General features: G+C 62.1%; 21 protein-coding genes. 11 read left to right on the top strand and 10 right to left on the bottom strand.

Annotation, left to right across the window (positions count from 1 at the left end; translation table 11 throughout):
• Positions 1 to 44: 44 nt before the first annotated feature.
• The 8 genes from ABRP34_RS15140 to ABRP34_RS15105 all read right to left on the bottom strand — a co-directional run bounded on the left by ABRP34_RS15140 (position 45) and on the right by ABRP34_RS15105 (position 9227).
• The gene (locus tag ABRP34_RS15140) at positions 45 to 1985 is read right to left on the bottom strand and encodes a primary-amine oxidase (RefSeq protein WP_353710806.1); all 1941 of its coding nucleotides are present in this window, start codon (positions 1983 to 1985) and stop codon (positions 45 to 47) included.
• A 316-nt stretch (positions 1986 to 2301) separates the two neighbouring features.
• Positions 2302 to 3300 (bottom strand): DUF3445 domain-containing protein, encoded by a 999-nt coding sequence (locus ABRP34_RS15135; RefSeq protein ID WP_353710818.1) that lies wholly within the window; start codon positions 3298 to 3300, stop codon positions 2302 to 2304.
• Positions 3297 to 4274, bottom strand: coding sequence for a PDR/VanB family oxidoreductase (locus tag ABRP34_RS15130; RefSeq protein ID WP_353710817.1), 978 nt, complete (start codon positions 4272 to 4274; stop codon positions 3297 to 3299). Before ABRP34_RS15130 ends, ABRP34_RS15135 begins: the two co-directional genes overlap by 4 nt.
• Complete coding sequence (locus ABRP34_RS15125; protein ID WP_353713378.1) at positions 4271 to 4741, bottom strand: dimethylamine monooxygenase subunit DmmA family protein; 471 nt, start codon at positions 4739 to 4741, stop codon at positions 4271 to 4273. The genes ABRP34_RS15130 and ABRP34_RS15125 overlap by 4 nt, the downstream gene beginning before the upstream one ends.
• A 25-nt stretch (positions 4742 to 4766) precedes the next feature.
• Entirely contained in the window at positions 4767 to 5147 is a 381-nt protein-coding gene (locus ABRP34_RS15120) for a cupin domain-containing protein (protein WP_353710816.1), read from the bottom strand.
• Positions 5148 to 5732: 585 nt separating this feature from the next.
• Positions 5733 to 7217, bottom strand: a complete 1485-nt coding sequence (locus ABRP34_RS15115; protein WP_353710815.1) for an APC family permease — start codon at positions 7215 to 7217, stop codon at positions 5733 to 5735.
• Positions 7218 to 7789: 572 nt separating this feature from the next.
• Positions 7790 to 8512, bottom strand: coding sequence for a cache domain-containing protein (locus ABRP34_RS15110; RefSeq protein ID WP_353710814.1), 723 nt, complete (start codon positions 8510 to 8512; stop codon positions 7790 to 7792).
• Entirely contained in the window at positions 8496 to 9227 is a 732-nt protein-coding gene (locus ABRP34_RS15105) for a GntR family transcriptional regulator (RefSeq protein WP_245531530.1), read from the bottom strand. Before ABRP34_RS15105 ends, ABRP34_RS15110 begins: the two co-directional genes overlap by 17 nt.
• Before the next feature lie 303 nt (positions 9228 to 9530).
• On the opposite strand from ABRP34_RS15105, the gene hxlB reads away from it, so the two are divergent.
• From hxlB to ABRP34_RS15080, 5 genes are all read left to right on the top strand, one after another.
• Positions 9531 to 10130 carry a 6-phospho-3-hexuloisomerase gene (gene hxlB, locus ABRP34_RS15100; protein ID WP_353710813.1) on the top strand — a complete coding sequence of 200 codons (600 nt, stop codon included), beginning with the start codon at positions 9531 to 9533 and terminating at the stop codon, positions 10128 to 10130.
• A 104-nt stretch (positions 10131 to 10234) separates the two neighbouring features.
• The gene (gene hxlA, locus ABRP34_RS15095; RefSeq protein ID WP_003802977.1) at positions 10235 to 10858 is read left to right on the top strand and encodes a 3-hexulose-6-phosphate synthase; all 624 of its coding nucleotides are present in this window, start codon (positions 10235 to 10237) and stop codon (positions 10856 to 10858) included.
• Between the two features lie 134 nt (positions 10859 to 10992).
• The gene (locus ABRP34_RS15090) at positions 10993 to 11202 is read left to right on the top strand and encodes a hypothetical protein (RefSeq protein WP_003802974.1); all 210 of its coding nucleotides are present in this window, start codon (positions 10993 to 10995) and stop codon (positions 11200 to 11202) included.
• Between the two features lie 44 nt (positions 11203 to 11246).
• On the top strand, positions 11247 to 12818 hold the full coding sequence (gene zwf, locus ABRP34_RS15085) for a glucose-6-phosphate dehydrogenase (RefSeq protein ID WP_353710812.1): 1572 nt from the start codon (positions 11247 to 11249) through the stop codon (positions 12816 to 12818).
• Entirely contained in the window at positions 12815 to 13789 is a 975-nt protein-coding gene (locus ABRP34_RS15080) for a glucose-6-phosphate dehydrogenase assembly protein OpcA (protein WP_353710811.1), read from the top strand. The genes zwf and ABRP34_RS15080 overlap by 4 nt, the downstream gene beginning before the upstream one ends.
• 180 nt (positions 13790 to 13969) lie before the next feature.
• Here the strand turns inward: ABRP34_RS15080 and ABRP34_RS15075 are convergent, their stop codons facing one another.
• Together ABRP34_RS15075 and ABRP34_RS15070 are read right to left on the bottom strand one after the other, a co-directional pair.
• Entirely contained in the window at positions 13970 to 14713 is a 744-nt protein-coding gene (locus ABRP34_RS15075; protein WP_353710810.1) for an IclR family transcriptional regulator C-terminal domain-containing protein, read from the bottom strand.
• Positions 14710 to 16077, bottom strand: coding sequence for an APC family permease (locus ABRP34_RS15070; RefSeq protein WP_353710809.1), 1368 nt, complete (start codon positions 16075 to 16077; stop codon positions 14710 to 14712). Before ABRP34_RS15070 ends, ABRP34_RS15075 begins: the two co-directional genes overlap by 4 nt.
• A gap of 658 nt (positions 16078 to 16735) precedes the next feature.
• On the opposite strand from ABRP34_RS15070, the gene ABRP34_RS15065 reads away from it, so the two are divergent.
• The 6 genes from ABRP34_RS15065 (at position 16736) to ABRP34_RS15040 (ending at position 26691) form a co-directional block, all read left to right on the top strand.
• Positions 16736 to 18676: a primary-amine oxidase gene (locus ABRP34_RS15065; RefSeq protein WP_353710808.1), complete on the top strand. Its 1941-nt coding sequence runs from the start codon at positions 16736 to 16738 to the stop codon at positions 18674 to 18676.
• 201 nt (positions 18677 to 18877) lie between these two features.
• Entirely contained in the window at positions 18878 to 20365 is a 1488-nt protein-coding gene (locus tag ABRP34_RS15060) for an APC family permease (protein ID WP_353710807.1), read from the top strand.
• 296 nt (positions 20366 to 20661) lie between these two features.
• Positions 20662 to 21843: a cation:proton antiporter gene (locus ABRP34_RS15055; protein ID WP_003806084.1), complete on the top strand. Its 1182-nt coding sequence runs from the start codon at positions 20662 to 20664 to the stop codon at positions 21841 to 21843.
• Between the two features lie 449 nt (positions 21844 to 22292).
• On the top strand, positions 22293 to 24233 hold the full coding sequence (locus ABRP34_RS15050; protein WP_353710806.1) for a primary-amine oxidase: 1941 nt from the start codon (positions 22293 to 22295) through the stop codon (positions 24231 to 24233).
• Positions 24234 to 24368: 135 nt separating this feature from the next.
• Entirely contained in the window at positions 24369 to 25031 is a 663-nt protein-coding gene (locus tag ABRP34_RS15045) for a DUF5134 domain-containing protein (protein WP_353710805.1), read from the top strand.
• A gap of 190 nt (positions 25032 to 25221) precedes the next feature.
• Complete coding sequence (locus ABRP34_RS15040) at positions 25222 to 26691, top strand: glyceraldehyde-3-phosphate dehydrogenase (protein ID WP_353713377.1); 1470 nt, start codon at positions 25222 to 25224, stop codon at positions 26689 to 26691.
• Positions 26692 to 26694 lie beyond the last annotated feature (3 nt).

Genomic DNA, 26694 nt, shown 5'->3' with positions numbered 1-26694 from the left:
GCTCTTGGTTCTTGTCCGGTTCTGGTTGTTGGAACCCTGGCTGTTTAGTGGCCGTTGCTGGTGGAGCAGTGGCCGCCGTTGGTGGTGCGGGTTTCGGTGGGGAGGTTCAGGGTGGGGTTTTGGTTGAAGAAGCCGTGGGGTTCGAGCATGAAGCCGATGTTCTGGCGGGGCATCACGGGCCAGTCTTCGAGGCGGACGACGTGGTGCATGCCGAAGGTGTACCAGACCACGAGGTCCTGATCGACGATGTTCCGGTCTTTCTGGGTCCAGATGTGCAGGCCGTCATCGGCGCCGGTGGCCTGGTTCGGGTACTCGCCGGCGGCGAAGCGTTCGGTCCGGTCGTAGGCGGTGACCCAGAGGTTGTTCCGGGCGAACTGGGCGCGTTTGGAGACGTAGGACTCGTCCCCGGCGGCGAGCTGGATGCCGTTGGTGGGGATCAGCCGGTAGGCGACGGGTTCGTCCACGATGTTCTTCTTCTCGTGGTTGGCGATCTTCCAGAACCGGTGCTTGGCGCCGTCGGTCTTGCGGATCGCGGCCTGTTCGGTTTCCAGGAGCCGGTCCACTGCCTTGAACGCGGTGTGGGTGGGGTTGTGCTCGGGGTATTCCATGTCCACTTCGTAGACGGCGTTGTTCGGGCCATCGACCTCGAAGTCCATCCGGACGTTGAACATGTGCTGGTGGATCGGGGCGTAGAGCCCGTCGTTGTTCAGGGACTGGCCGTACGGGCTCTTCGCACCGGGCTGCTGCCCGGCGGTGGAGAGGATGCCGGTGGCCTTGACCAGGAACTCGATGGACCCATCGAGGAACAGGTGCCAGTAGAACGCGTACTCGTAGTTCGCGACCGTGGCGATGAAGGAGATCACGAGCTTGCGGCTGCGGCGGGTCTCGGCGGTGCCCTCACGGAAGTCGAAGTGCTTCCACAGGATCGAGTCGTCTTCCTCGTGCATGCAGATCGCGTTCTCGATCGTCCACGGGTTGCCGTGGCTGTCCACGCTGTGCCCGTCGAAGTACTGGATCTCGCCCAGGCAGTCACAGCCCAGGGTCAGGGAGTTGGCCATGTTCCCGATGTTGTACTCACCGGAATCGAACGCGTTCTTCTTCGCCTGCACCGGGGCGGTGTCACCGTACGGGACGACCATTTCCGAGAGCGAGGCACGGTTGATCACCGGACGCTCCACACCCTGGTCACGGAACTTCAGCTGGTGCAGGACCAGGCCCTCACGCGGGGTGAACCCGACCCGGAAGGACCAGTCAGCCCACTGGACATGGTTACCGGTCACCTGGAACGAGGCGCCCTCGGGCTGGGTGATCTCGATCGGCTTCAAATCCGTGCGGGCCGGGCCAACGTACTTGGGCAGGTAATTGCCCCGGGCGGACGGGACCGGGATCGCCTGGTCATCCTCGAGCCTGACGACCTCACCGGAGGACAGGTCATAGAACACAATGAAGTTCTCGATCGGGTGCGCGTACGGGCTGTCATCGGGCTCGTCCCGGACGAAGACCAGGGCACGCATCAGACGCCGGCCCTCGGCGTCCTCACCGAAATACCCCACCGACCACGGCTCGAAGCAGACCAGGTCCAGGTCCGTCAGGCCCCGCTTCGCCAAAGCCTCGATAACCTTCGGATCCTTCCGGCACGCCTCCTCACACTCGGCGAACTCATCGAGCATGAACGGCGGCTGGACATTGGCAGCGAGCTGGACCCACGAATCCACCGTCCCGGTCTCCAGATTCACGACCGCCTCGTACGACCGCGCCGCGGCCCGGTCCACCAGAACAGCGTCCGCCTCACGGCCCACCTGCACACCATTGCGCAGGTCCTCCTTGGCCGGCTCACGCAACTCAACGCTGATAAAACGGAACGACTCCGCCGCCGCCGGCCCCTCCTTCAAAACCGCCACCGCACGGGAAATCTCCTCCCGCGACAACGGATCCAACGGATGCGCCACCCCAACAGCGGCTGAAGTTTCAATGTCGAGAGTCATGCTTATCTCCTAGATAAATCCTGGTTCAGGATGAGGTTGCTTAGGTGGTGTTGCTTTTGGGGGGCAATGTCCCCGGATTCTCAGAACTGTTCGTCTTCGTCAGAACTGTTCATCGGTGGTGCAACTAAGACTGTGCTGAGGGCCCCTCCGAGCCCTTAGGATCCGGGAGGGACCACCTGCCGGTGTGATGCCGGCCACGTGCATTCCGTTCGTGTAGAAAAAGCTACGCCATGTTAATCATCTAGTCCAGCCTTTTTTATGGATTACTTCCATAAGACTGTAGTTAATAGCAATGGTTGGGGGTTGAGCCGGCGTTTTAGCCGGCCAGCAGCCAGTCGGACGCAGCCTTGCGGTAGCGGATGATGCCTTTGTACTCGGCCATGTCGTCCGGGAGTTCGGCCAGGACGTGGCCGAACTTTTGGCGCCAGGTCGGGACCTTGGCGATGTCCCTGAGGGGCAGGAGGTAGCTGCGGATCAGGAACAGCAGGACCCCGGTGTGGGGGAGCCGGACCAGGTGCTGGACTTCCACGCGAAGGTGGAGCTTGTCCGGCATATCAGGGTCAGTGGCGATGGTTCCGCGGTCCGGTCCCCATTCGGGGTAGGTTTCGGTGGAGGTGTCCAGCCGGTTGCCGACGGTCATGGTCCAGTTGGTGCGACGGAACTGTTCGCCCGGCTGCAGCCGCATGAGGAATTGTTCGGCACGGCTGATGATGTTTTCTTCCTTGACCCGCGGTACGGGGCCGTGGATTTCGAGGAAGCTCATCCCGACGTCGAAATTGAAGGACCAGTCCGCGGCGAAGGTGACCAGGCCGGCGTCGAGCCACATCGTGTTGTCCCGAATGTCGAGGAGAACGATGTCGTCCTGGATCTGAGTGCCAAGGAACCTCAGGGGGCCCATGGGCAGCGAATCGTCGTCGCCCACGGTGAACTGCACGTCGAGGTCCTGCAGTTTGTTCTGCCAGCGGCATGCATTCCCCTCGCGGTGGAAGGACATGATGTCCGGGTATTCCGCGGCCATGGCGGGAAGCAGGGTGGCGATCGTGTCCCAGACGGCGGGCCGCATGTGGGGCAGGACGGCCATGCGCGAGGGGTCGCGGGCCAGGATCGCCTCGCGGTCGGCCAGTTCCTTATGGTAGAACTCGTCGATGTCGATGAGCCCGGCCCCCCAGGCGCCGGCGTCTGTCGGCACGTTTTTGTTGGCCGGTTCGACGTTGGCGCTATAGCGGTACTGGTCACCGAGAAACGGGAAAGGAAAGTGCCTGATGCGTTCCGGGAGGGTGGCGGTGTCAGTGTCTTTGTCGAGAGTGATGCTCAAAGGTCCAACTCCAATTCTGGGTCTTCGCTGCGTGAAACACAGCACATCATTGTGGTGTTCTCGGCCTTTTCCTGGTCGGTCAGATAGAGGTCCCGGTGCTGCGGGTTTCCCCGGAGGACCGGCAGGACACATTCTCCGCAGATGCCTTTACGGCACATGTTGGGGATGGTTTTCCCTGCCTTTTCGAGCGTTTCCAGAAGCGACACGCCGGACGGCACGTCCAGCTTGAGGCCGCTGCGGACCAGGTTAACGGTGAACGGCTCGCCGTCGTCCAGTTCGGCCGCACCGAAGGCTTCCGAATGCAGCCTCGCCGGTGGCCATCCCAGCTCCCGTGCCTGATCCAGAACCGCATCCATGAAGGCAACCGGGCCGCAGACGTAGAGGTGGGTTCCCAGGCTCTGGGTCATGAGCTGTTCGGCGAGGACCTTCTGGAAACTGTTGCGGTCGCTGCATTCGGTCAGGGCAGGTCCCAGCAGGTCCCGGGCCTCTTCCACGTGGGCTCCGGCCCCGGGCCGGTACACGTAGATCAGGGAGGAGGTCGTGCCCCGGTCCGCTGCCGCACGGGCGTGCGAGAGGACCGGCGTGATGCCGATGCCGGCGGCGATCAGCAGGTGGTGGGTGGCTGTTGAGGCCGGGGCGAAAGCACTGCGGGGCCGCGAAACGTACACGCGGTCACCTACGCCGAGTTGGTGCATTGCCACCGATCCACCCGCTCCGTCCTCGACCCGGAGGACGGAGATGGTGTATTCGGTCGGGCCGTTGCCCGAGCCGGTGAGCGAATACGCGTTGACGCCGCTGCCGTACTGGACCACCAGGTGGCTGCCCGGGACATAGGACGGAAGCCGTGCCCCGGACGGATCAGCCAACGTGATGCTGACAATCGATTCCGTCTGGGGACTGATGTTGGTCACCTCCAGCTGGAGGCCACCTTCCACCGCCGGGTGGGCAGTGATCGGGAGCGCCGTGATAGTCATGATGCCTCCTCGGCGTGGGCCGAGTACCCTAGGTACGCGCCCATTCGGCGGGAAAAATGATCTGTGGTGGCCAGGCTGGTGGCACATCCCCGGCATTGGACCTCGGAGCCGGCCGGCCGAACGGTTGTGGTGGTCGCGTGGCAGTGCGGGCAGTAAATTACCCGGGGAGCGGTCTCGTCACTGAGAAGGGTGAGCTCCTCCTGCTGCAGTCCGCATTCCGCGGCGGCGGCCGCGGCTGCGCGGATGTCCGCCGGTGGCCCGGCGAGCACGAGGCGAACTCCAACGTGCGAACGTCCAAGTACGGACCTCAGCTCCGAGAGGGCTTCGGGGTTTGCAGCTTTGAAACGGAGATCATGCCTGGGCTGGACACCGGTGTGTTGACCCGCGGTGTCACCTGTGGCGCCAAAGGACGCACAGATGACACCGCGGAAACCAGGTTCCAGGCCTGTGCCTGCTGCCGGCGGCATGGACGCGGAACACATGGTCGGATCCTTACGGTGCGAAGGAACGCTCGCCGGTGAAAAACCCCAGACCGTACTCCGGGGTCTCAAACTTAACCGTGGTGCCCTTCGGGAAGAACAGCACGTCGCGCTCCTTCGCGTGCGTGACTTCGCCCGTCGCCTGGTCGGTGAGGATGAACTCGCCCTTGATGACGACCTTCATCTCGTCATAGGTGTACGTGTACACCAGGGGTTCGGAAGCCTTCAGCTCGAAGAAGCCGGCGCTCATGACCGACCCTTCAGGGTTATGCAGGGAGTCACCGATTGCGGCGACAGTGCCGGGCTCGTTCATCGGCGGCAGGCCGACATCTCCGCCTACTACCTTGTGGATGGATCCGGCCTTGGTCAAAGTTCCTGTGAGGATGGTTTCCATGGGTCTCTCCTGGGTTAATGGTTTGTCAGGACTGTTCGTCTTTGGGTGCAAATAAAGTTGCGCTGAAGGTCATCTCAAGCCGGGCTAAGCTCCGGGAGGGGACCTGCAAAACCCGACATCCTCTGCTTCCAGAGGGGCCAGCGGAGCTCTTCACCGAGGTCTGCTGGTGTGATGCCGGTCACGCTTTTTCGTCCCACAAGCAAACCTACTCCTCCTAATTCATCTAGTCCAGACTTTTTTTGGAATATTCACGCAAAGAGACATTTTTGTCTCCTGGACCGTAACGCTTGCCTTGATCTTTCCGGGTGCCACCTCCAGAAGATTGCTTGGTTTGGCGGCGAGCAGTCCGTGCGCAACCGCTGCCGCCGGGCAAGTTGCTTCTCGTCCCGCGAGGCACGCGATGGGACCAAAAAAGTTCGATGTGAGGATATTCGCGTGGTAGCGGTTGATGACGATGCAGCGTCCCCGAGGAAACGCAGGGAAGGCAGGACCGTTTTTCAACGGTCCTGCCTTCCTGTCTTTATGGGGTCACACTACTGCGCGGACGAGCTGACCCGCGTTGGGCAGCCGGAACTGCCGGCTGCGTCACATGGGATCTGGGACCCGTTCCCTATCGGCCGCATCATGATCTGACGAGCGGTCAGTTGCTGCCTTCTGGTTGGAGCGGCGCGATTCGTGCTGGGAATAGAACCAAATGGGGATGTAGAGCGCCAGTACGATGAAGCCGACCCACGTCGGGGTCCAGCCGATCTCCAAGCTGTTGAGGTAAACCACGCCTATCAGGCACAGGGGCAGATTGAACAGGCCGAAGAGCATGGCGACGTGTTTCCAGCCCTTGGGCGCCTTGAAGGGCCTTGCCAGGCCAGCAAAGGCGGGGTGCTTTCTGGCTCTCACGTAGGCGAACAGGCTGATGCCGTTGGCGCAGGTGTAGCCGATCGCCGATGCCGCGACAATCGCAGCGGGGTTTCCCATCGAAATCAGCACCAGGTTGAAGGCTCCGATGACCAGCATGGCAACAGCCGGAGTGCCGTGGCGGTTCGTTCTGCCGAGGGCCCGGGGGAGGTTGCCTTCGGTCGCCATGGAGTGCATTGCGCGGGACGAGCCCAGATAGGCCGTTTGGATGATCAGTATCATCGCCGCGATCAGCATGATGATGGTGATCATGGAGCCGGCTTGGCCAAAGACTGCCTGGGCGACCGGAATCAAGGGCGATACGGGTTCGTCCAGTACGCCGTCAACACCGAGCACGCCGATCACTGCAGCTTGCACCAGTACGAACGAGAAGAAGCAAATGATGCCGCAGGCAAACAACGCCTTGGAGACATCTTTGGGCGGGTTTTTGTATTCCGGGCCGTAGATGGCTGCCGTTTCCCAAGCGCAGGCACTCCACTGAGCGATGGCAAAAATGCCCAGGAGAATCAGGATGTGGTGCATGTCCCACGACCAGTCGGCCGGGATCCAGCTGCCCGTGATGTTGGTCATCTCTACGTGTCCGGTAGCAAAAGGCGCCACGGTCAGGACAACCAGCGGTATCAGGGAAAACGCAGCGAGGATGTAACCCAGCTTGGCGCCATCCTTGAGGCCGAACCAGTTGACCACGAACAGTCCGCCGAAAATCACCACCCCGGATATCAGTGAGAGCTGGTACTCGGTAAACGTTTCGCCCAGCACCGGAAAAAGCCCATGCAGGTAACCGCCCACCAGGATGGAAAAAATCGCCAGTACGGGGGTCCAGGCGAACCAGTAGCTCCAGGCGCTGAAGCCGCCGATCAACTTGCTCTTGTCGTACTTTCCCTTGTAGTTCTCGGTGCGAAAAATATGCTGCGCGAAACCCGGCAGGCCAGAGGCCTTGGGAAAGGTCGTAGCCATCTCAGCGTATGCAGCGTTCTGAAAGAAGCCCTGAACGACCGACAGTCCCCAGATAAGAATTGCTGCGGCGGACAGGTACATCGGAAGGTAGCCCAGGGAGGGCAGAATCAGCAGGGGTACGCCCAGCGCAATGGCCAGACCCTGCTTCCAGTCGATAGACCTCTCCAGGTCATCGCCCCCATCCAAACGATTTTCACTCATAACAATCTCCCTTGAACAACTAAGCGTTGTCAGATTTTTGTCTACGTCCTGTGTCAAATCGCAGGACGGATGAGGAAGCACTTCCCCGATTACGACACCTTCGTCCCGGTTCCGCCGCTAGTTCAGGCCTGGCTCGTCAATGAACCTGCCTGAGAGCGAAGCCGCTATCGGTGATTCCTCTCCAGCCCCGGTGGCTCGGCCATGAGCGCCGGATCTTCGAGCTGAAGGCTTCCGAGCCTGCGGTGTGGACGTGCACGCCTGGGCTCTCCTGTGAAACAGATCACTTCGAAGATTACTCCTTAAAGCTGCAATGCAATAGCTTTTAATCGCGGGAATCTTGCGCTTCGTTGAAGCGCCCGCCGGGACTTGAGTCCGGGCAGTGCGTCCATCGCACACGCGGGTGTGATGGCGCTGGAAGGTCACACAGCGTTGGATGGCCGCCCGGTTATGGGCTGTTTGCCTTGCGAGTGCCAGGCCGCTCACGCGGGACGCTAAAGCTATACCGGCAAAGGTTTTATGTCACAGCAGCGGGGTGGCTGGACCGCCGTCCCCCAAGACGGCCGCCTACAGCGTCACGAGGCATGACGCGTTGATGTGTAAATCAAGGAGAGCCCCAGGTGTGGAACATCCAAGGCCATTCGGTGCTGCTCCGGAGACCCGGATTTGATCCGCTCGCCGACCAGGTACATCCCGGAGTTGCCGAGAATGACGCGGTTACTGGCGTTGACGAGGGCGGCATCGCCCGGGATACCGCGCAAGTGCGGCATGATGAGGGGTTCCAGGTCCTTGATCCGAATGTCGCATCCGGCAACCCCCGTGAAGGTTCCATGAACGGAAAACGGTGCGGTGAACGTCAGGATGTATTCCTCGAAGCCGAGATAGTCGATGTACGGGCCCCAGAGAGTCTGTTCACCTGTGGAAGCGGCGGTCGAGAAAAACGGCAGCTTCTCATAGTCGTAATACCGGTTGCTGCCCGGAGTCAGATCAAAATCCAGCCTTCCGACGGAACCGGATCCCTTGCGGGACCACCAGTCCAAGGTCCGGCCGCCCTCCTCAACGGATGCATGGGCGAAGAACGTTCCGGCACCTACGGCAAAAGTGTTCTTCGCAAGGAACTCGCGTGAGAGTTTGTCCAGGCCGGCCAAGGCAGCTTTATCGACCTTGGGCCTGCCGACGAGATTTCGTTCAAGCAGCGAGGCGACGTTTCTGGAAAGGTCCTCGATCTCCGCGGAGACGCCGTTGGTCCACGAAGTGAGGGCATTGGCAGCATGTACGACTTCAGTGTCGGGCTTCATTGGGTTCCTGGATTGATTGGCTGTAACCGAGGGTCAGTTTCGTGTCTATGAGGTGAAAAATATTTCGCCTGATGTGCTCAAGTGCCAGTTTTTGGGCCCTCTCGGGTTGGTCCTGGGCCACTGCCCGGACCAGCTCCAAGTGTTCTGCGGTTGCCGTTTCAGGGTCAAGTGGTACGCCGAGCGGAGCCCACAACTGTTGGACTGACTCTTCCTGAAGCCGGATTTCGGCGTTGGCCAGCCTCGGTGACTGCGCCGATACTGCTAACTCGATGTGGAAGCGGCTGTCAGCAGATGCACGGACCTCGGGGGTCCGGGCCAGAACCAATGCCCGCGCAAGTTCTTGGAGACGCTCGAAGTCATGAGCTTCCGCGCGTTCACATGCCAGGCGAATGGTGGTGGCGGCTATGGCCGAATGTTCGTCTCCGAGGTCGCGTATTTCAGAAATAGACGTCGAGAGAAACCAGTCCCGGATGGCGTCGGTCTGGCTCTGAGGCTGCTTGACGACAAAGGATCCCCCGCTCCGACCTCTGCGGGTCTCAACGATGCCCCGCTCGCGCAGTTCCCCCAAGGCTTCGCGAAGGGTGGCGCCGCCGACGCCGAACATCTCCGAGAGTGCCGCTTCAGGTGGCAGTCGTTCACCGACCTTGAGCAGCCCGAGCGAGATGGCCGTGGAGATTCTGTCGACAATCGCATCGGCCCGCTCGATTTCGGGCAATGACCGATATATCTGCGACTCGAAGGGTGTCGGCGAGGCCAAAAGTCTGCGCTCCGAAGATGGGCTATGGGTTGGGCTAATACTACAGTCCGGGAGTACTTAAAGGCCTTTGATCTCCCGCAAGAGGCTTTGGTGTCACTTCCGTTGCTGAACGCCCGTTTCGAACCGGACCAATCCTTAAGGGTAGTCAAAACCGTCAGAAAACAGTGTTACCCCTGCCCGCTTGCTTCGGAATCATGGATATCAACCAGAAAGCATCCACTCGGCTGCTACAGGCCGATGGCCGAATCGAAGGGAAAAACCGTGAATCCGACAGCAACCGCGACGACTGCGGTGTACAGCACCACAGATGACATTGTCCGCAATCTGTCCCTCGTAAGGGACGAGATCGCGGATACGGCGGCCAAGATCGACGAGCAGCAGGTGGCCAGCCTGGCACGCCACATCAGCCTGACGGGCCGCGTGTTCGTCGCCGGAGCGGGCCGCAGCGGCCTCGTCCTGCGCATGGCTGCCATGAGGCTGATGCACCTGGGCCTGAACGTCCACGTCGCCGGCGACACCACCACACCCGCCATCAGCTCCGGCGACCTGCTCCTGGTCGCCTCCGGATCGGGAACGACCTCCGGAGTGGTCAAGGCAGCGGAAACAGCAGCGAAGGCCGGCGCGCGGATTGCCGCGTTCACCACCAACCCGGATTCGCCGCTCGCCGGACTCGCCGATGCAGTGGTGATCATTCCTGCCGCCCAGAAGACCGACCACGGCTCCAGCGTTTCCCGCCAGTACGCCGGGTCCCTCTTCGAACAGGTACTTTTCGTTGCCACCGAGGCCATCTTCCAGTCGCTCTGGGACAACGACGCCCAGCCGGCGGAGGAGCTGTGGCTGCGCCACGCCAACCTCGAGTAACCGCCAACCCCGAGTAACCGCCAACCCCGGGTAACCGAGGCCGTCAGTTCCTCACCCAACGTTTTTCCACACCCAATTGCAGTCCTACAGAAAGAAACAACATCATGAAGCTCCAGGTTGCCATCGACCTCCTGACCACCGAAGCTGCTCTCGAACTGGCCGGCAAGGTTGCCGAGTACGTCGACATCATCGAACTGGGCACGCCGCTGATCAAGGCCGAAGGCCTTTCCGTCATCACCGCCGTGAAGGAAGCCCACCCGGACAAGATCGTTTTCGCTGACCTGAAGACGATGGACGCCGGCGAGCTCGAAGCCGACATCGCCTTCAAGGCCGGCGCTGACCTGGTCACCGTGCTCGGCGCCGCTGACGACTCCACCATCGCCGGTGCGGTCAAGGCAGCCCAGGCCCACAACAAGGGCGTCGTCGTTGACCTCATCGGCATCGAGGACAAGGTCACCCGGGCCAAGGAAGTCCGCGCCCTGGGTGCGAAGTTCGTTGAGATGCACGCCGGCCTGGACGAGCAGGCCAAGCCCGGCTTCGACCTGAACGGTCTGCTCCGCGCCGGTGCCGAAGCCCGCGTTCCGTTCTCCGTGGCAGGCGGCGTGAAGCTCGCCACCATCGGTGACGTGCAGAAGGCCGGCGCCGATGTCGCCGTCGCCGGCGGTGCCATCTACGGTGCAGCCGACCCCGCCGTGGCCGCGAAGGAACTCCGCGCAGCCATCGTCTAGGTCGCTAATTGTCGGTGGCGTCCCGCACCCTTACGGCGCGGGACGCCACCGACGGAGTTAAGACACAGCACACCCCGAGGATGAGGGGTTGGCATATTGGGGGACCCTGATCCCTGGGAAGGAAGCTGTTCATCATGTCTAGTCAGGCCGCCGAGTACGTGGAAGTCCTCATTAATGACCCTGTTCGGCTTTACGAGTTGCTCGACGATGCAGAGGCATTGCTCCGCCGGGCGCCCCAACAGTTTGCCGGCATCCTGGTCACCCGCCATGATCCTGGCCGGTACACGCTCACGCTCAGCGACACCGTTCCCTTCGGGGAGACTCGCGAGCTAGTTCTCTCGTGACCGTCGGTCGACACGCACTGCATGTCGAAAGTTAGAAGGCAACAATGTCTGTTACTTACCCTGATTCGAATGTGAGGTCCGGGCAGAACCCGCTGCGGGATCCGCGCGACCGCCGGCTGTCCCGGGTGGCCGGACCATCGTCCCTGGTGCTCTTCGGTGTCACCGGCGACTTGGCACGCAAGAAACTCTTGCCCGCCGTCTATGACCTCGCAAGCCGGGGACTCCTGCCGCCGAGCTTTGCACTGGTGGGCTTCGGCAGGCAGAACCGGACGAATGAGGATCTCAAGGCCGCGATCAAGGAGTCCGTGAAAGCATATTCCCGGACGCCATTTTCTGAGGCGGTATGGGACCAGCTTTCCGAGGGCATTCGTTTCGTTCAGGGCGAGTTCGACGACGACGCCGCCTTTGGGCGGATTTCCGCCACTCTGGCCGAACTGGACGAGCAGCGCGGTACGCGGGGAAACCACGCGTTCTACCTGTCGATCCCGCCGAAGGCCTTCGAACTGGTCTGCCGGCAGCTCTCGAAGCACGGCCTGGCGCAGGCCGAGGGCGAGAAGTGGCGGCGGGTGGTTATTGAGAAGCCGTTCGGGCACGACCTCGAATCGGCCCGGCAGCTGAACGACATCGTGGAGTCGGTGTTCCCGGCCGATTCCGTGTTCCGCATCGACCATTACCTGGGCAAGGAGACGGTCCAGAACATCCTGGCGCTGCGTTTCGTCAACCAGCTCTTCGAGCCGTTGTGGAACGCCAATTACGTGGACCACGTGCAGATCACCATGGCCGAGGACATTGGCACCGGCGGCCGGGCAGGGTATTACGACGGCGTGGGCGCGGCCCGCGACGTGATCCAGAACCACCTGCTGCAGCTGCTCGCCCTGACCGCCATGGAGGAGCCCATCTCCTTCAACGCCAATGACCTGCGCGCGGAGAAGGAAAAGGTCCTGGCCGCCGTTCAGCTCCCGGAAGACCTGTCCACGCATTCGGCCCGTGGCCAATTCACCGGCGGCTGGCAGGGCGGGGAGCAGGTCCAGGGCTACTTGGAAGAGGACGGCATCCCCGCCGACTCGACCACCGAAACCTACGCCGCGATCCGGGTGGACATCAACACCCGGCGCTGGAACGGGGTGCCGTTCTACCTGCGCGCCGGCAAACGGCTCGGCCGCCGCGTGACGGAGATCGCGGTGGTGTTCAAGCGGGCACCGAACCTGCTGTTCGGTAACCAGGGGAACGGGAGCCACAGCGACGACGATTTCGGCCAGAACGCCGTGGTGATCCGGGTCCAGCCCGACGAAGGCGCCACGATCCGGTTCGGGTCCAAAGTCCCCGGCACCCAGATGGAAGTCCGGGACGTGACCATGGACTTCGGCTACGGGCACGCGTTCACCGAGTCCAGCCCCGAAGCCTACGAGCGGCTGATCCTGGACGTGCTTCTCGGCGAGCCGCCGCTGTTCCCCCGCCACCGAGAGGTGGAACTGTCCTGGAAGATCCTGGACCCGTTCGAGGAGTACTGGGCCTCCCTGCCCGACCGGCCCGAGCCGTACGCGCCAGGCAGCTGGGGCCCAGCCTCGGCGGATGAGCTGCTTACCCGCGACGGACGCACCTGGAGAAGGCCATGATTGTAGATCTCCCCAACACCACCACCTCTGCTGTTGCCAAGAAGGTCCAATCCCTGCGCGCGCAGGGCGGCGTGATCGCCCTCGGCCGGGTCCTCACCCTGGTGGTCATCACAAAGTCAGGACTGGAAGAGGAAGCGATCGAGGCGGCCAACGAGGCCAGCCGCGAGCACCCCTGCCGGATCATCGTGCTGGCTGCCGGTTCTCCGGAGGAACCCACCCACCTGGACGCCCAGATCCGGGTCGGCGGGGACGCGGGCGCGTCCGAGGTCATCGTGCTGCGCGGCTTCGGTGAACTCGCCGAGGAAAGCGAGTCCCTCGTTGCCGCACTGTTGCTGCCCGACGCCCCGATCGTGGCCTGGTGGTCTAACGGGGCACCGGCGAATGCCAGCCAAACCTCGATCGGCAGGATTGCGCACCGCCGGATCACGGACTCGGCCAACGAGGCGGACCCCCTGTGGGCGCTGGAGAATATCCGGAACACCTACAGGGCAGGCGATACCGACCTGGCCTGGACGCGGCTAACGAACTGGCGGATTAAGCTCGCTGCAGTTCTGGATCAGGCCGACGCCACGCCGATTACCGCCGTCACCGTCGAGGGCGCCTCGGACTCGCCCAGCACCATCCTGCTCGCAGCGTGGCTCACGCAGGCCCTGGACGTGCCGGTCAACATCCTTGCGGACGCGCCCGGCACCGGAATCCGGGGCGTCCAACTGATCAAGACGTCCGGCAGCATCCGGCTGTTCCGGCCTGGACACACCGTCGCCGAACTCACCCAGCCCGGGCAGCCCGCGCAACGGATCTCGCTGCCGCGGCGCAGCCTCCGCGACTGCCTCGCCGAAGAACTGCGCCGCCTCGACCCCGACGAAGTCTTCGGTGAAACGGTTCGCAATCTGGCTATTTCCAAGATGCATCAGGTCAGCCTTCAGGAGCAGGGCATCCCGGACCTGGAGGCATTCGGGGTGCCAGCATGAGCCTCACAATCCAACCCGGAGGACCAGGTGCTCTGGGAACAGGTCTACCCCGGCACCACGCCCGATAAGGCCATCGCGGACGGGGACGAGTTCCGGTTCGCCGGGGCGGTGTAAGAAGAAAGACAAGATCGCCACACGCAAGGCGCGTCAGGACTGCCTGACGCGCCTATGTGACGTTAATCAGAACAGGAAAGGTGCCAGCCGTGAGGCCAGTTCACGGGCGGCTTCTGCGTGCTCGCGGGTTGCCGTGAACCGCTCTGCCGGGCTGGACAGGCACAGGGCTGCGCCGGCCACGCCGTTGGGCAGCCTTACGGGAAATGCGAGACTGGCGGATCCTTGTTCCAATTCGTTGATTTCCGATGCCTCGCCTTTGAGCCTAATTTCGGCGAGTTGTTCTTCCAGTTGACCACTGTCTGTGATGGTGTGCTGTGTCAGCTTCACCAACGGTCCTGTAGGGAATGGGGATGCCGAATCCCCAAGTTCAGCAAGCATCAGTTTTCCTGCTGCAGAGGCGTGCGGATACCGGAGCATTTCGAAAACAGAGTGGAGCGGATAATCCGGGTCCTCATCGGCGACTCTGAGGGAAGCGCTGCGGAACATCAAGAGATGCACGGCGAAACGGTTCCCGCCCCGAAATTCCTCTATGAGGGCGCGGGCTGCGGTGGGAACGGTTGGGGGAGTCGCAGCCGTAATGAGCCCCGAGATCGCCTGACCTAGTGCAAATCCGCGGAGGTCGGACGTGCGGGCCAGATATTCGTCCGCGACGAGCGAATTCAGGATCCGATACGCGGTCGCCTGGGGCATCTGCAGGGCATCGGTGACCTCTTTAGCCGTTGTCCCGGTGCCGAACCGTGCCACGATTTCCAGGATCCTGAGCGGGTTTGACGTTGTGCTGGGTCCGGAGTGTGTGGGCCTGTAGGTCATGGGGTGGGCCTGCCATGAAAGAGGTCCAATTCCCGGGTTTCGTCATAGATGCCGACGGCCGCCAGACGCCTTGGTAATCGGAAGTGTAGGAACGTCGCATACATGGTGCTAGCCAGGAGGACGCCCGCGTAGATAACGGTCTCAAGGCTGCCTGTGCGGATAGATGCCGCTGCGGCTGTCCAAAAGACGGCTCCGAGGGCGAGAGTGGTTACGGCTCCCAGTATCCAGCTGGCGTAGGTACTCTCCCCGATCCGGCGCAGGAAGAAGGGCAGGGACGCGCTAGCAAGGATATAGGACCCCAGATATCCGTAGGCGCCCAGCGTGAGGAGGTTCACGAGCCCCCGTTCCGGACTGGCAGTTGAAGTCACGACTGCAATGGGCACGATGGCAACTACGGGCATTATGACCATGATGGCCATCGAAGGGGTTCGAAAGACGGGATGGGTCCTGCCGGCTATTTTCGGTGCAACCCCTTCCCGGCCCATACAGAAAAATATCCGGGCAAGGGCGTTAACAGAGGCGATCGCGCACGCAAACCACGATGCGGCGATGCCAAGGTCAAGGATTGCAGCGGAGACAGGTGAAGACTGGGAAAAGAGGTCAGACAACGGCGTAGAGCTCGCTGCGATGCTTAACGGTGCCTCCTTGAGCGCTGCATCTTGGGCGGTCACGGCGAGAAGGCAAAGCACACCCATGAGGATGGGGGTCCAGGTGATGGCGCGGGGGACGGTGACGAAGGGTCTGTGCGCCTCCCCTCCCAGCGTGGTCGGGCTTTCGAAACCGACAAAGGCACTAACGGCCACGACGATGCCGATCGGTAGCGCGTCAAAATTTCCGTTCCAAGCAAACACGCTACCGAGACTGAGCTTCGACGGGTTGACGGCGAAGTAGATGATCATCAGGGTGGCGAGGACTCCGATCGAGATGGACTCCATCAACACCATGAACCACGCCGATATGCGGATCCCCCTGACCATGAGGAGGCAAGCGGTAGCCGCGGAGGCAAGTATGACCAGCACTGTGAACACCTTGGAGTCTGCAGCGGGGACCCCAAGGTTGGAGAACAGTTGGCCGACGTAGACGCCAACAAGCAGCAGTGCGGCCATGGCCACGAGGCCGTAACCGAAAATGGCTGACCATCCGGCGGTGATCGCCGTCCGCTGCCCAAGTCCCTTGGCGGTGTAACTGTAGAGGCCGCTGACGGCTGCCATGCGCTGTGCCATTGGTCTTAGGCAGAAGGCAACCAGGACCATGACGGCCATGGCCACGCCGAATGTCACCAGGAGGTTCGGTCCGTTGGATCCAAAGACAAGACCCGGGAAGACAAGAGCCGGAATGACGGACATGGCACCTGCAGGCGCCACGCCGGCAACCGCCTGCGCGAAGACCGGCAAGAAGGAAAGTTTCCGGCGGCGCAGACCCTCCACCGGTGAACGGGGAGTGATAAAGCGATCACCGCGTGCAGACACTGGGTACCAACTCTCCCTTCGGGTGGGGCGCGCTCGCCTTACTCCGAGGGCGGCGCAAGTCATCGAGCCAAGGTGCAGAACATTAGCATTTCGGAGGCCGTCAGCGATAGGTATGCCCGTGTTTCCGAATGTTTCCAACATGTTAACTGGAGTGGGAATTTATGCGCCGGAATTTCTCAAGTAAATGTTTATGAAAGCCTCGCCTAAACGAATTCCGTGGCATAGCTTTGCTTCTTGTAAGGAATGCAAGTGACCGGGATCACATCGCCAGGTTCGTCGCAGAGCCCGGCTGACTCTCTGGAACAGAGGACGTTCACTTGCACCGGTGATGAACAGTTCGGACAACGCCGAACAGTTCTGAGAATTTAGGGACCTTTCGTATCCATTAGCCCCACGGCCACACCAGCTACCGGGGCCGGGCACGAGATACAGGCCGGGCGTGTTTGGGTCAACAACCACCGTGACTACCCTCGGCTACTTCAAGCCCCGTTTCCGGAGCGCTTCACCTCCGCGCCGTATGCATCCCCCATTCCGATTTATCTAGGAGATAAGCATGACTCTCGACATTGAAACTTCAGCCGCTGTTGGGGTGGCGCATCCGTTGGATCCGTTGTCGCGGGAGGAGATTTCCCGTGCGGTGGCGGTTTTGAAGGAGGGGCCGGCGGCGGCGGAGTCGTTCCGTTTTATCAGCGTTGAGTTGCGTGAGCCGGCCAAGGAGGACCTGCGCAATGGTGTGCAGGTGGGCCGTGAGGCGGACGCTGTTCTGGTGGACCGGGCCGCGGCGCGGTCGTACGAGGCGGTCGTGAATCTGGAGACCGGGACGGTGGATTCGTGGGTCCAGCTCGCTGCCAATGTCCAGCCGCCGTTCATGCTCGATGAGTTCGCCGAGTGTGAGGAGGCGTGCCGGAAGGATCCGAAGGTTATCGAGGCTTTGGCGAAGCGGGGCCTGACGGACCTGGACCTGGTCTGCTTCGAGCCGTGGTCGGTGGGGTATTTCGGTGAGGACGCCGAGGGCCGGCGTCTGATGCGTGCCCTGGTCTTCGTCCGGGACGAGCCCGATGACAGCCCGTACGCGCACCCGATCGAGAACTTCATTGTGTTCTATGACCTGTCCTCCGGTGAGGTCGTCAGGCTCGAGGATGACCAGGCGATCCCGGTCCCGTCCGCCCGGGGCAATTACCTGCCCAAGTACGTTGGCCCGGCCCGCACGGATTTGAAGCCGATCGAGATCACCCAGCCCGAGGGCGCCTCGTTCCAGGTGACCGGTAACCATGTCCAGTGGGCTGACTGGTCCTTCCGGGTCGGGTTCACCCCGCGTGAGGGCCTGGTCCTGCACCAGCTGAAGTTCCGTGACCAGGGTGTGGAGCGTCCGGTGATCAACCGTGCCTCGCTCTCGGAAATGGTCGTCCCGTACGGTGACACCGCCCCGGTGCAGGCGAAGAAGAACGCGTTCGATTCCGGTGAGTACAACATCGGGAACATGGCCAACTCCCTGACCCTGGGCTGTGACTGCCTGGGCGAGATCCAGTACTTCGACGGGCACAGCGTGGACAGCCACGGCAACCCGTGGACGATCGAGAACGCGATCTGCATGCACGAGGAAGACGACTCGATCCTGTGGAAGCACTTCGACTTCCGTGAGGGCACCGCCGAGACCCGCCGCAGCCGCAAGCTCGTGATCTCCTTCATCGCCACGGTCGCGAACTACGAGTACGCGTTCTACTGGCACCTCTTCCTCGATGGGTCCATCGAGTTCCTGGTCAAGGCCACCGGCATCCTCTCCACCGCCGGGCAGCAGCCCGGCGCGAAGAGCCCGTACGGCCAGTCCCTGAACAACGACGGGCTCTACGCCCCGATCCACCAGCACATGTTCAACGTCCGGATGGACTTCGAAGTCGATGGCCCGAACAACGCCGTCTACGAAGTGGACATGGAATACCCCGAGCACAACCCCACCCACACCGCGTTCAAGGCAGTGGACCGGCTCCTGGAAACCGAACAGGCCGCGATCCGCAAGACCGACGGCGCCAAGCACCGGTTCTGGAAGATCGCCAACCACGAGAAGAAGAACATCGTGGACGAACCCGTCGCCTACCGCCTGATCCCCACCAACGGCATCCAGCTCGCCGCCGGGGACGAGTCCTACGTCTCCAAACGCGCCCAGTTCGCCCGGAACAACCTCTGGGTCACCGCCTACGACCGGACCGAACGCTTCGCCGCCGGCGAGTACCCGAACCAGGCCACCGGCGCCGATGACGGCCTGCACATCTGGACCCAGAAAGACCGGAACATCGTCGATCAGGACCTCGTGGTCTGGTACACCTTCGGCATGCACCACGTCGTCCGCCTCGAAGACTGGCCCGTGATGCCCCGCCAGAACATCGGCTTCATGCTCGAACCCCGCGGCTTCTTCAACCAAAACCCCACCCTGAACCTCCCCACCGAAACCCGCACCACCAACGGCGGCCACTGCTCCACCAGCAACGGCCACTAGTCCAAAGTCGAGATCGCGGGAGCCCACTCGTCTATTCGCCAGCGGCGCTCCCGCGCTCCCGCCACTGGGGCGGACTAATCCTCCGCACCCACCTACGTGCTCGGATATTTGCCGTCCGCGGGTCCGTCGAGGACGTGCCGCAGGCCACGGGAATCGATGCAGCGTAGGACACAAAACGATCAGTTCATCAAAGGAGATGTTATGAGTGAAAATCGTTCGGATGGCGTCGATCATCTGAAAAGGTCGATCGACTGGAAGCAGGGTATGGCCATCGCCCTGGGCGTGCCGCTGCTGATTCTGCCATCCTTGGGTTACCTGCCGATGTACGTGTCTGCCGCAGCAATCCTCGTCTGGGGGTTATCGGTCCTTCAGGGTTTCCTGCAGAATGCCGCGTATGCGGAAATGGCCACCACCTTTCCCAAGGCCTCCGGTTTGCCGGGTTTTGCGCAGCTTGTGTTTCGCAGCGAGAACTACAAGGGCAAGTATGACAAGGGCAAACTGATCGGCGGCTTCACGGCCTGGAGTTACTGGTTTGGCTGGAACCCGATTCTGGCGATCTTCGCCATCCTGGTCGGCGGTTACCTGCACGGGCTGTTCCCAGTACTGGGGGAGACCTTCAGCGAATATCAGCTCGCACTGATTGCAGGGGTGGTGATCTTCGGCGGGCTGTTCGTGGTGAACTGGTTCGGCCTCAAGGATGGCGCTATGTTGGGTTACATCCTGGCGGCCGTCTCCCTGATACCCCTGGTCATCCTTGCTGTAGCGCCTTTTGCCACCGGACACGTTGAAATGGCCAACATCACCGGCAGCTGGTGGCCGACCGACTGGGCCTGGGATATGCACCACATCCTGATGCTGTTTGGCATCTTTGGAATCGCTCAGTGGAGTGCCTGTGCCTGGGAAACGGCCGCCATCTACGGACCTGAATACAAGAATCCCGGGAAAGACGTCCCCAAGGCGCTGCTTGCCTGCGGTCTCATATGCCTGGTCCTGTATGTACTGCTGCAAACGGCGGTGATCGGTGTACTTGGGGTTGAGGGTGTGCAGGCCGAAGCGGTGTCGCCCCTGATTCCTGTCGCCCAGGCTACCTTCGGCGAGGCCGGTTCGATCATTACGATCATCATGCTGGTCGCCGCCATGATCTTGATCATCCAAACGGCATACCTGGGTTCGTCACGGGCCATGCACTCCATGTCGGCCGAAGGCAACCTTCCCAAATTCATCGGCAAGACGAACCGGCAAGGAACCCCCTTTGTTGCCATGTTGATCATCGGCGCCTTCAACCTGGTGCTGATTTCCATGGGAAATGCCGCCGCAATTCTTGCAGCCTCCGCCATTGGTTACACCCTTGCCAACGGCATCAGCCTGTTTGCCTATGTCAAAGCCAGTAAGCACCCGGCCTTCGCCAACCTGGAGCGGCCTTTCAAGGCACCGAAGGGCTGGAAGCATGTAGCCCTGACCTTCGGCCTGTTCAACGTGCCGCTGTGCGTGGTCGGCGTTGTCTACCTGAACAGCCTGGAGATCGGCTGGACCTCAACCTGGGTCGGCTTCCTCGTACTGGCGCTTTACCTACCCATCTGGCTGTACTCCCAGCATGAGTCGCGCCGCGCGGGCAGCAAAGCAGCGGTGGCCGACGTTCCGGACTACCGTGCCGCAGATACCGAAAAGGTTCTGGATCCGACTCCGTGACGTACATGGCTCCTCAGCCGCCGGTACCTTTCGCAGCATTTCAGTCAGCCTGATTCCCATGGCGATCGAGGTACTGGAGCTGGAGAACGAGCAGCCCTAAAGACGCGGTCCCCGGCGCGACTCGACAGTCGCGCCGGGGACCGAACCCAGTTAAGCAAAAGTTGTTCGTGCTTCAGAGAGGAAGCCACCATGCCCAACGCTTTCAGCATTCTGTCAGTTGCCCTTGGCGCCAAGCCCGCAGGCAGGTGGTGCGGAGTCTCCCCTGTGGCGATAATTCTGCAGCGGGGGTAGACGCCATGGACACGCTAGCCCTGAGCCTCATTGAACTGGGGGCCGTGGTGTTCTGCCTCGGCCTCCTGGCCAAGCTTGCCGGACAAATCGGGGTCTCACCCATCCCGCTCTACCTTTTGGGTGGACTCGCCTTTGGCACGGGCGGAATCATCGAGCTTGCAGGCATGAAGGAATTCGCGCACCTCGCCGGGGAGATCGGCGTCATCCTGCTCCTGCTGATGCTTGGTCTGGAATACACGGCGTCCGAGCTTTTCACCGGGCTGCGGAGGTCATGGCAGGGCGGCATCCTTGACCTGGTTCTGAACTTCCTGCCGGGGGCAGGACTCGCCCTTTTCCTTGATTGGGGACCTGTGGGTGCCATGGTGATGGGCGGTGTCACCTATATTTCCTCGTCTGGCATCGCCGCGAAGGTGATCAGTGACTTGGGCTGGCTGGGCAACCGCGAAACCCGTGTGGTGATCTCCATCCTGGTGTTTGAGGACCTGACCATGGCCGTGTATCTTCCCGTCCTCACTACAGTAATTGCCGGCGTCAGTTTCCTCGCAGGGCTCACAACGGTGGGCATCGCGCTGACTGTAGTGAGCGTTGTTCTCGTGGTTGCATTGCGTCACGGACACCACGTCTCCAAGGCCGTTCACAGCGAGAATTCAGAGGTATTCCTCCTGAAGGTCCTGGGGGCGGCGCTGCTGGTAGCCGGCATGGCATCAGCCATGCAGGTGTCAGCGGCAGTGGGCGCCTTCTTGCTCGGCATCGCAATCTCCGGTGGCACATCGCGCAATGCCAAGCTCGTCCTGGCGCCACTACGGGATCTTTTTGCCGCGATCTTCTTCGTCGCATTCGGGCTGAACACCGATCCTGCCTCCATCCCGCCCGTGCTTGGCTGGGCACTCGTGCTCGCCCTGATTACCGCAGCCAGCAAGATGGCCACCGGCATCTGGGCTGCAAAGCGTGCGGGTATTGCCCGCACTGGCCGCCTTCGGGCCGGAACGGCGCTCATAGCCCGCGGGGAATTCTCGATCGTTATCGCCGGGTTGGCACTCGCATCCGGCGCGGTAAGCCAGGAACTGGCGGCCATGGCCACTGCCTATGTGCTGGTCATGGCTGTTGTGGGGCCGTTGGCCGCGCGCTACGCCGAACCATTACTCGAAATGGTGCTGCCGTCCAAGGACGTGGTTACGAGAGCATAAGTAGAGCTGGAGAAAGACCAGCCTGACGCGGTCCCCGATGTTGCCTCAAGCAGCATCGGGGACCGCGTCTTTTAAGGCCAGAAGATCCTTGGGGCGGAGGGGCAGGACGTCAGCGGTCCGGGCCAGCGGCGACAGGACTCGATGTATTTCCGAATGTTTCCAACATGTTAACTGGGGTGGGAATTTATGTGCCGGAATTTCTCAAGTAAATCTTGATAAATAACTTTCATAAACGAATTCCCTGACGTAGTTTTGCTTGTGGAAGGAGCGCGGGTGACCGGTATCACACCTAGTCATCTGCGCCGGAGATGAACAGATCTGACAAGGATGAACAGTTCTGGGAATCGAAGGAACCCTTTTCTGCCTATCGCCCGCCAACGGCAACATCATCAGGCTTTCCACGCCATAGGCATCCTCATTTTGTTCAAGGATTTATCTAGGAGATAAGCATGACTCTCGACATTGAAACTTCAGCCGCTGTTGGGGTGGCGCATCCGTTGGATCCGTTGTCGCGGGAGGAGATTTCCCGTGCGGTGGCGGTTTTGAAGGAGGGGCCGGCGGCGGCGGAGTCGTTCCGTTTTATCAGCGTTGAGTTGCGTGAGCCGGCCAAGGAGGACCTGCGCAATGGTGTGCAGGTGGGCCGTGAGGCGGACGCTGTTCTGGTGGACCGGGCCGCGGCGCGGTCGTACGAGGCGGTCGTGAATCTGGAGACCGGGACGGTGGATTCGTGGGTCCAGCTCGCTGCCAATGTCCAGCCGCCGTTCATGCTCGATGAGTTCGCCGAGTGTGAGGAGGCGTGCCGGAAGGATCCGAAGGTTATCGAGGCTTTGGCGAAGCGGGGCCTGACGGACCTGGACCTGGTCTGCTTCGAGCCGTGGTCGGTGGGGTATTTCGGTGAGGACGCCGAGGGCCGGCGTCTGATGCGTGCCCTGGTCTTCGTCCGGGACGAGCCCGATGACAGCCCGTACGCGCACCCGATCGAGAACTTCATTGTGTTCTATGACCTGTCCTCCGGTGAGGTCGTCAGGCTCGAGGATGACCAGGCGATCCCGGTCCCGTCCGCCCGGGGCAATTACCTGCCCAAGTACGTTGGCCCGGCCCGCACGGATTTGAAGCCGATCGAGATCACCCAGCCCGAGGGCGCCTCGTTCCAGGTGACCGGTAACCATGTCCAGTGGGCTGACTGGTCCTTCCGGGTCGGGTTCACCCCGCGTGAGGGCCTGGTCCTGCACCAGCTGAAGTTCCGTGACCAGGGTGTGGAGCGTCCGGTGATCAACCGTGCCTCGCTCTCGGAAATGGTCGTCCCGTACGGTGACACCGCCCCGGTGCAGGCGAAGAAGAACGCGTTCGATTCCGGTGAGTACAACATCGGGAACATGGCCAACTCCCTGACCCTGGGCTGTGACTGCCTGGGCGAGATCCAGTACTTCGACGGGCACAGCGTGGACAGCCACGGCAACCCGTGGACGATCGAGAACGCGATCTGCATGCACGAGGAAGACGACTCGATCCTGTGGAAGCACTTCGACTTCCGTGAGGGCACCGCCGAGACCCGCCGCAGCCGCAAGCTCGTGATCTCCTTCATCGCCACGGTCGCGAACTACGAGTACGCGTTCTACTGGCACCTGTTCCTCGATGGGTCCATCGAGTTCCTGGTCAAGGCCACCGGCATCCTCTCCACCGCCGGGCAGCAGCCCGGTGCGAAGAGCCCGTACGGCCAGTCCCTGAACAACGACGGGCTCTACGCCCCGATCCACCAGCACATGTTCAACGTCCGGATGGACTTCGAGGTCGATGGCCCGAACAACGCCGTCTACGAAGTGGACATGGAATACCCCGAGCACAACCCCACCCACACCGCGTTCAAGGCAGTGGACCGGCTCCTGGAAACCGAACAGGCCGCGATCCGCAAGACCGACGGCGCCAAGCACCGGTTCTGGAAGATCGCCAACCACGAGAAGAAGAACATCGTGGACGAACCCGTCGCCTACCGGCTGATCCCCACCAACGGCATCCAGCTCGCCGCCGGGGACGAGTCCTACGTCTCCAAACGCGCCCAGTTCGCCCGGAACAACCTCTGGGTCACCGCCTACGACCGGACCGAACGCTTCGCCGCCGGCGAGTACCCGAACCAGGCCACCGGCGCCGATGACGGCCTGCACATCTGGACCCAGAAAGACCGGAACATCGTCGATCAGGACCTCGTGGTCTGGTACACCTTCGGCATGCACCACGTCGTCCGCCTCGAAGACTGGCCCGTGATGCCCCGCCAGAACATCGGCTTCATGCTCGAACCCCACGGCTTCTTCAACCAAAACCCCACCCTGAACCTCCCCACCGAAACCCGCACCACCAACGGCGGCCACTGCTCCACCAGCAACGGCCACTAAACAGCCAGGCCCTCCATGAAGTAGAGCTGAAAAAAGACCAGCACCAACAACCCGGTCCCCGATGCTGCCCGCGGGCAGCATCGGGGACCGGCCCGTTTTCCTGACCCGATCCCAGTAGTGAAAGCGTGATCGAACGTGTTCAACATCCCCGCACTTACCTGGACCCTCACCGCCGTCCTGCTCGCCGGCGGAAGCTACCACCTCTGGCAGGCCACACGGTCACACCACCTCACCGACCGGGTCAACAACACCCTCCACGCCCTCATGAACACCCTCATGGCCGCCATGCTCTGGAACCTCGCACCCACCACCATCCTCGCCCAGATCGGCCTCCTCGCCGCCGCAGCCCTCTGGTTCATCATCCAGGCCGTCGCCCGGCCCGAATTCAAACTCCTCTGCGCCGGCACCCAGGGCAGAATCAAATGCGCCTACCACGCCCTCACCATGGCCGCCGCAGCCCTCATGATCGCCATGATGACCCACCCCGCCACCACCACCGCAACCGGAACCGGACACGGCACCGGCCCGGCAAACCACACCCCCACGCCCGCCGCCCACCACGCCATGACCACCACACCCCACACCACCACAACAGCGCCAACACCACTGGACCACCCACCCGGCATCCTGCTCACACTGCTCTTCGCCACCGCAGCCCTGACCTTCCTCACCCTCCTCACCCGCCGCACCACAACCACCCACCACCACACCACCACACACTCCACCCGCACCGAACACGCCCTCGAAGCCCTCGGCGCCACCACCATGGCCCTCATGTTCGCCACCATGACCGCCTAACACCCGGACACCCACCCAAAAGGATCGTTAAAACCATCCCGAATTAGCGTATCCCCTACCCGAAAATGGCAGGACGATGGATGCCAAGCCCCTCTCTGGACCACCTCAGGAGCTAGAGCTAAACCAGACCCCACCCTCTTGGAAAGGCAGTCCGATGCTAGAAACCCCAGATTCGAGTCTTGCTACTTGGATGGGCCGGGAGGCCCTCGCCGAAGCTATGATTCCGGTGATCGGCCGGCTGTACCGGGAGAACAACGTGGTGACCAGCATCCATGGCCGGTCCCTGGTCAATAAGTCCACCATGAGCATCCTGAAGGCGCACCGCTTCGCGCGCCGGATCAGCAAGGACGAGCTGCCCCTTGAGGAGACGGCGCCGCTGCTAAACACGCTGGCGCAGCTGGAGCTGGGTGCCGCTGCCATCGACATCGCCCGCCTGAACCAGAAGTTCAAGTCCGACGGCGGCCACCGGAGTTTGGAGGAATTCCTCCGTGCCGAACTGGCTGAGGTAGTGGGCAAGCGCGGCGCGGACAGCCGCGCCAGCACCGACGTCGTACTCTACGGCTTCGGCCGCATCGGCCGCTTGGTGGCCCGCCTGCTCATCGAAAAGGCGGGCGGCGGCCACGGCCTGCGCCTGCGCGCCATCGTGGTCCGGCGCGGCTCCGACAACGACCTGGCCAAGCGGGCAAGCCTGCTGCGCCGCGACTCTGTTCACGGCTCCTTCGAAGGAACCATCCGTGTGGACACCGACGCCAACACCATCACGGCCAACGGTGTCCGGATCCAGGTCATCTACTCGGACAATCCGGCCACCATCGACTACACCGCCTATGGCATCAATAATGCCCTCGTGGTGGACAACACCGGCCGCTGGCGCGACGCCGAGGACCTGTCCCAGCACCTGCTGAGCAAGGGTGCGGCCCGTGTGCTCCTGACCGCGCCGGGCAAGGGTGACCTGAAGAACATCGTGCACGGCATCAACCACCGCGACATCACGGACGCGGACCGGATCGTGACGGCGGCTTCCTGCACCACCAATGCCATCACCCCGGTCCTGCAGACCCTGAACGACAAGTACGGCGTGGTCCACGGCCACGTGGAGACCGTTCACTCGTTCACGAACGACCAGAACCTGATCGACAACTTCCACAAGGGCGACCGCCGCGGACGCTCCGCCGCCCTGAACATGGTGATCACCGAAACCGGCGCCGCCAAGGCCGTGGCCAAAGCTCTCCCGGAGCTGCAGGGCAAGCTCACCGGCAGCTCCATCCGGGTCCCTACCCCGGATGTGTCCATGGCCATCCTGAACCTGAGCCTGGAACGCGGCACCACCAAGGACGAGGTCAACAACTACCTCCGTGAGATGGCGCTGCACTCGGACTTGCACCAACAGATCGACTACATCGACTCCCCCGAGGTGGTCTCCACCGACTTCGTCGGTTCCCGCCACGCCGGCATCGTGGATGGCCTCGCCACCATCTCCAACGACAAGAACCTTGTGCTCTATGTCTGGTACGACAACGAGTTCGGCTACAGCTGCCAGGTGGTCCGCGTCATGGAGGAAATGGCCGGCGTGAACCGGCCATCATTCCCCGCGGCGGATGTCGTTGAGGAGGCCATGTCGGTGCTTGCCGCCATGGAATCGGCTTCCCCCACGATTTGAGCC

The sequence above is a fragment of the Arthrobacter sp. K5 genome (assembly GCF_040448525.1).
GTDB lineage: Bacteria > Actinomycetota > Actinomycetes > Actinomycetales > Micrococcaceae > Arthrobacter > Arthrobacter globiformis.
This window is presented reverse-complemented; position numbering and strand designations above follow the sequence as displayed.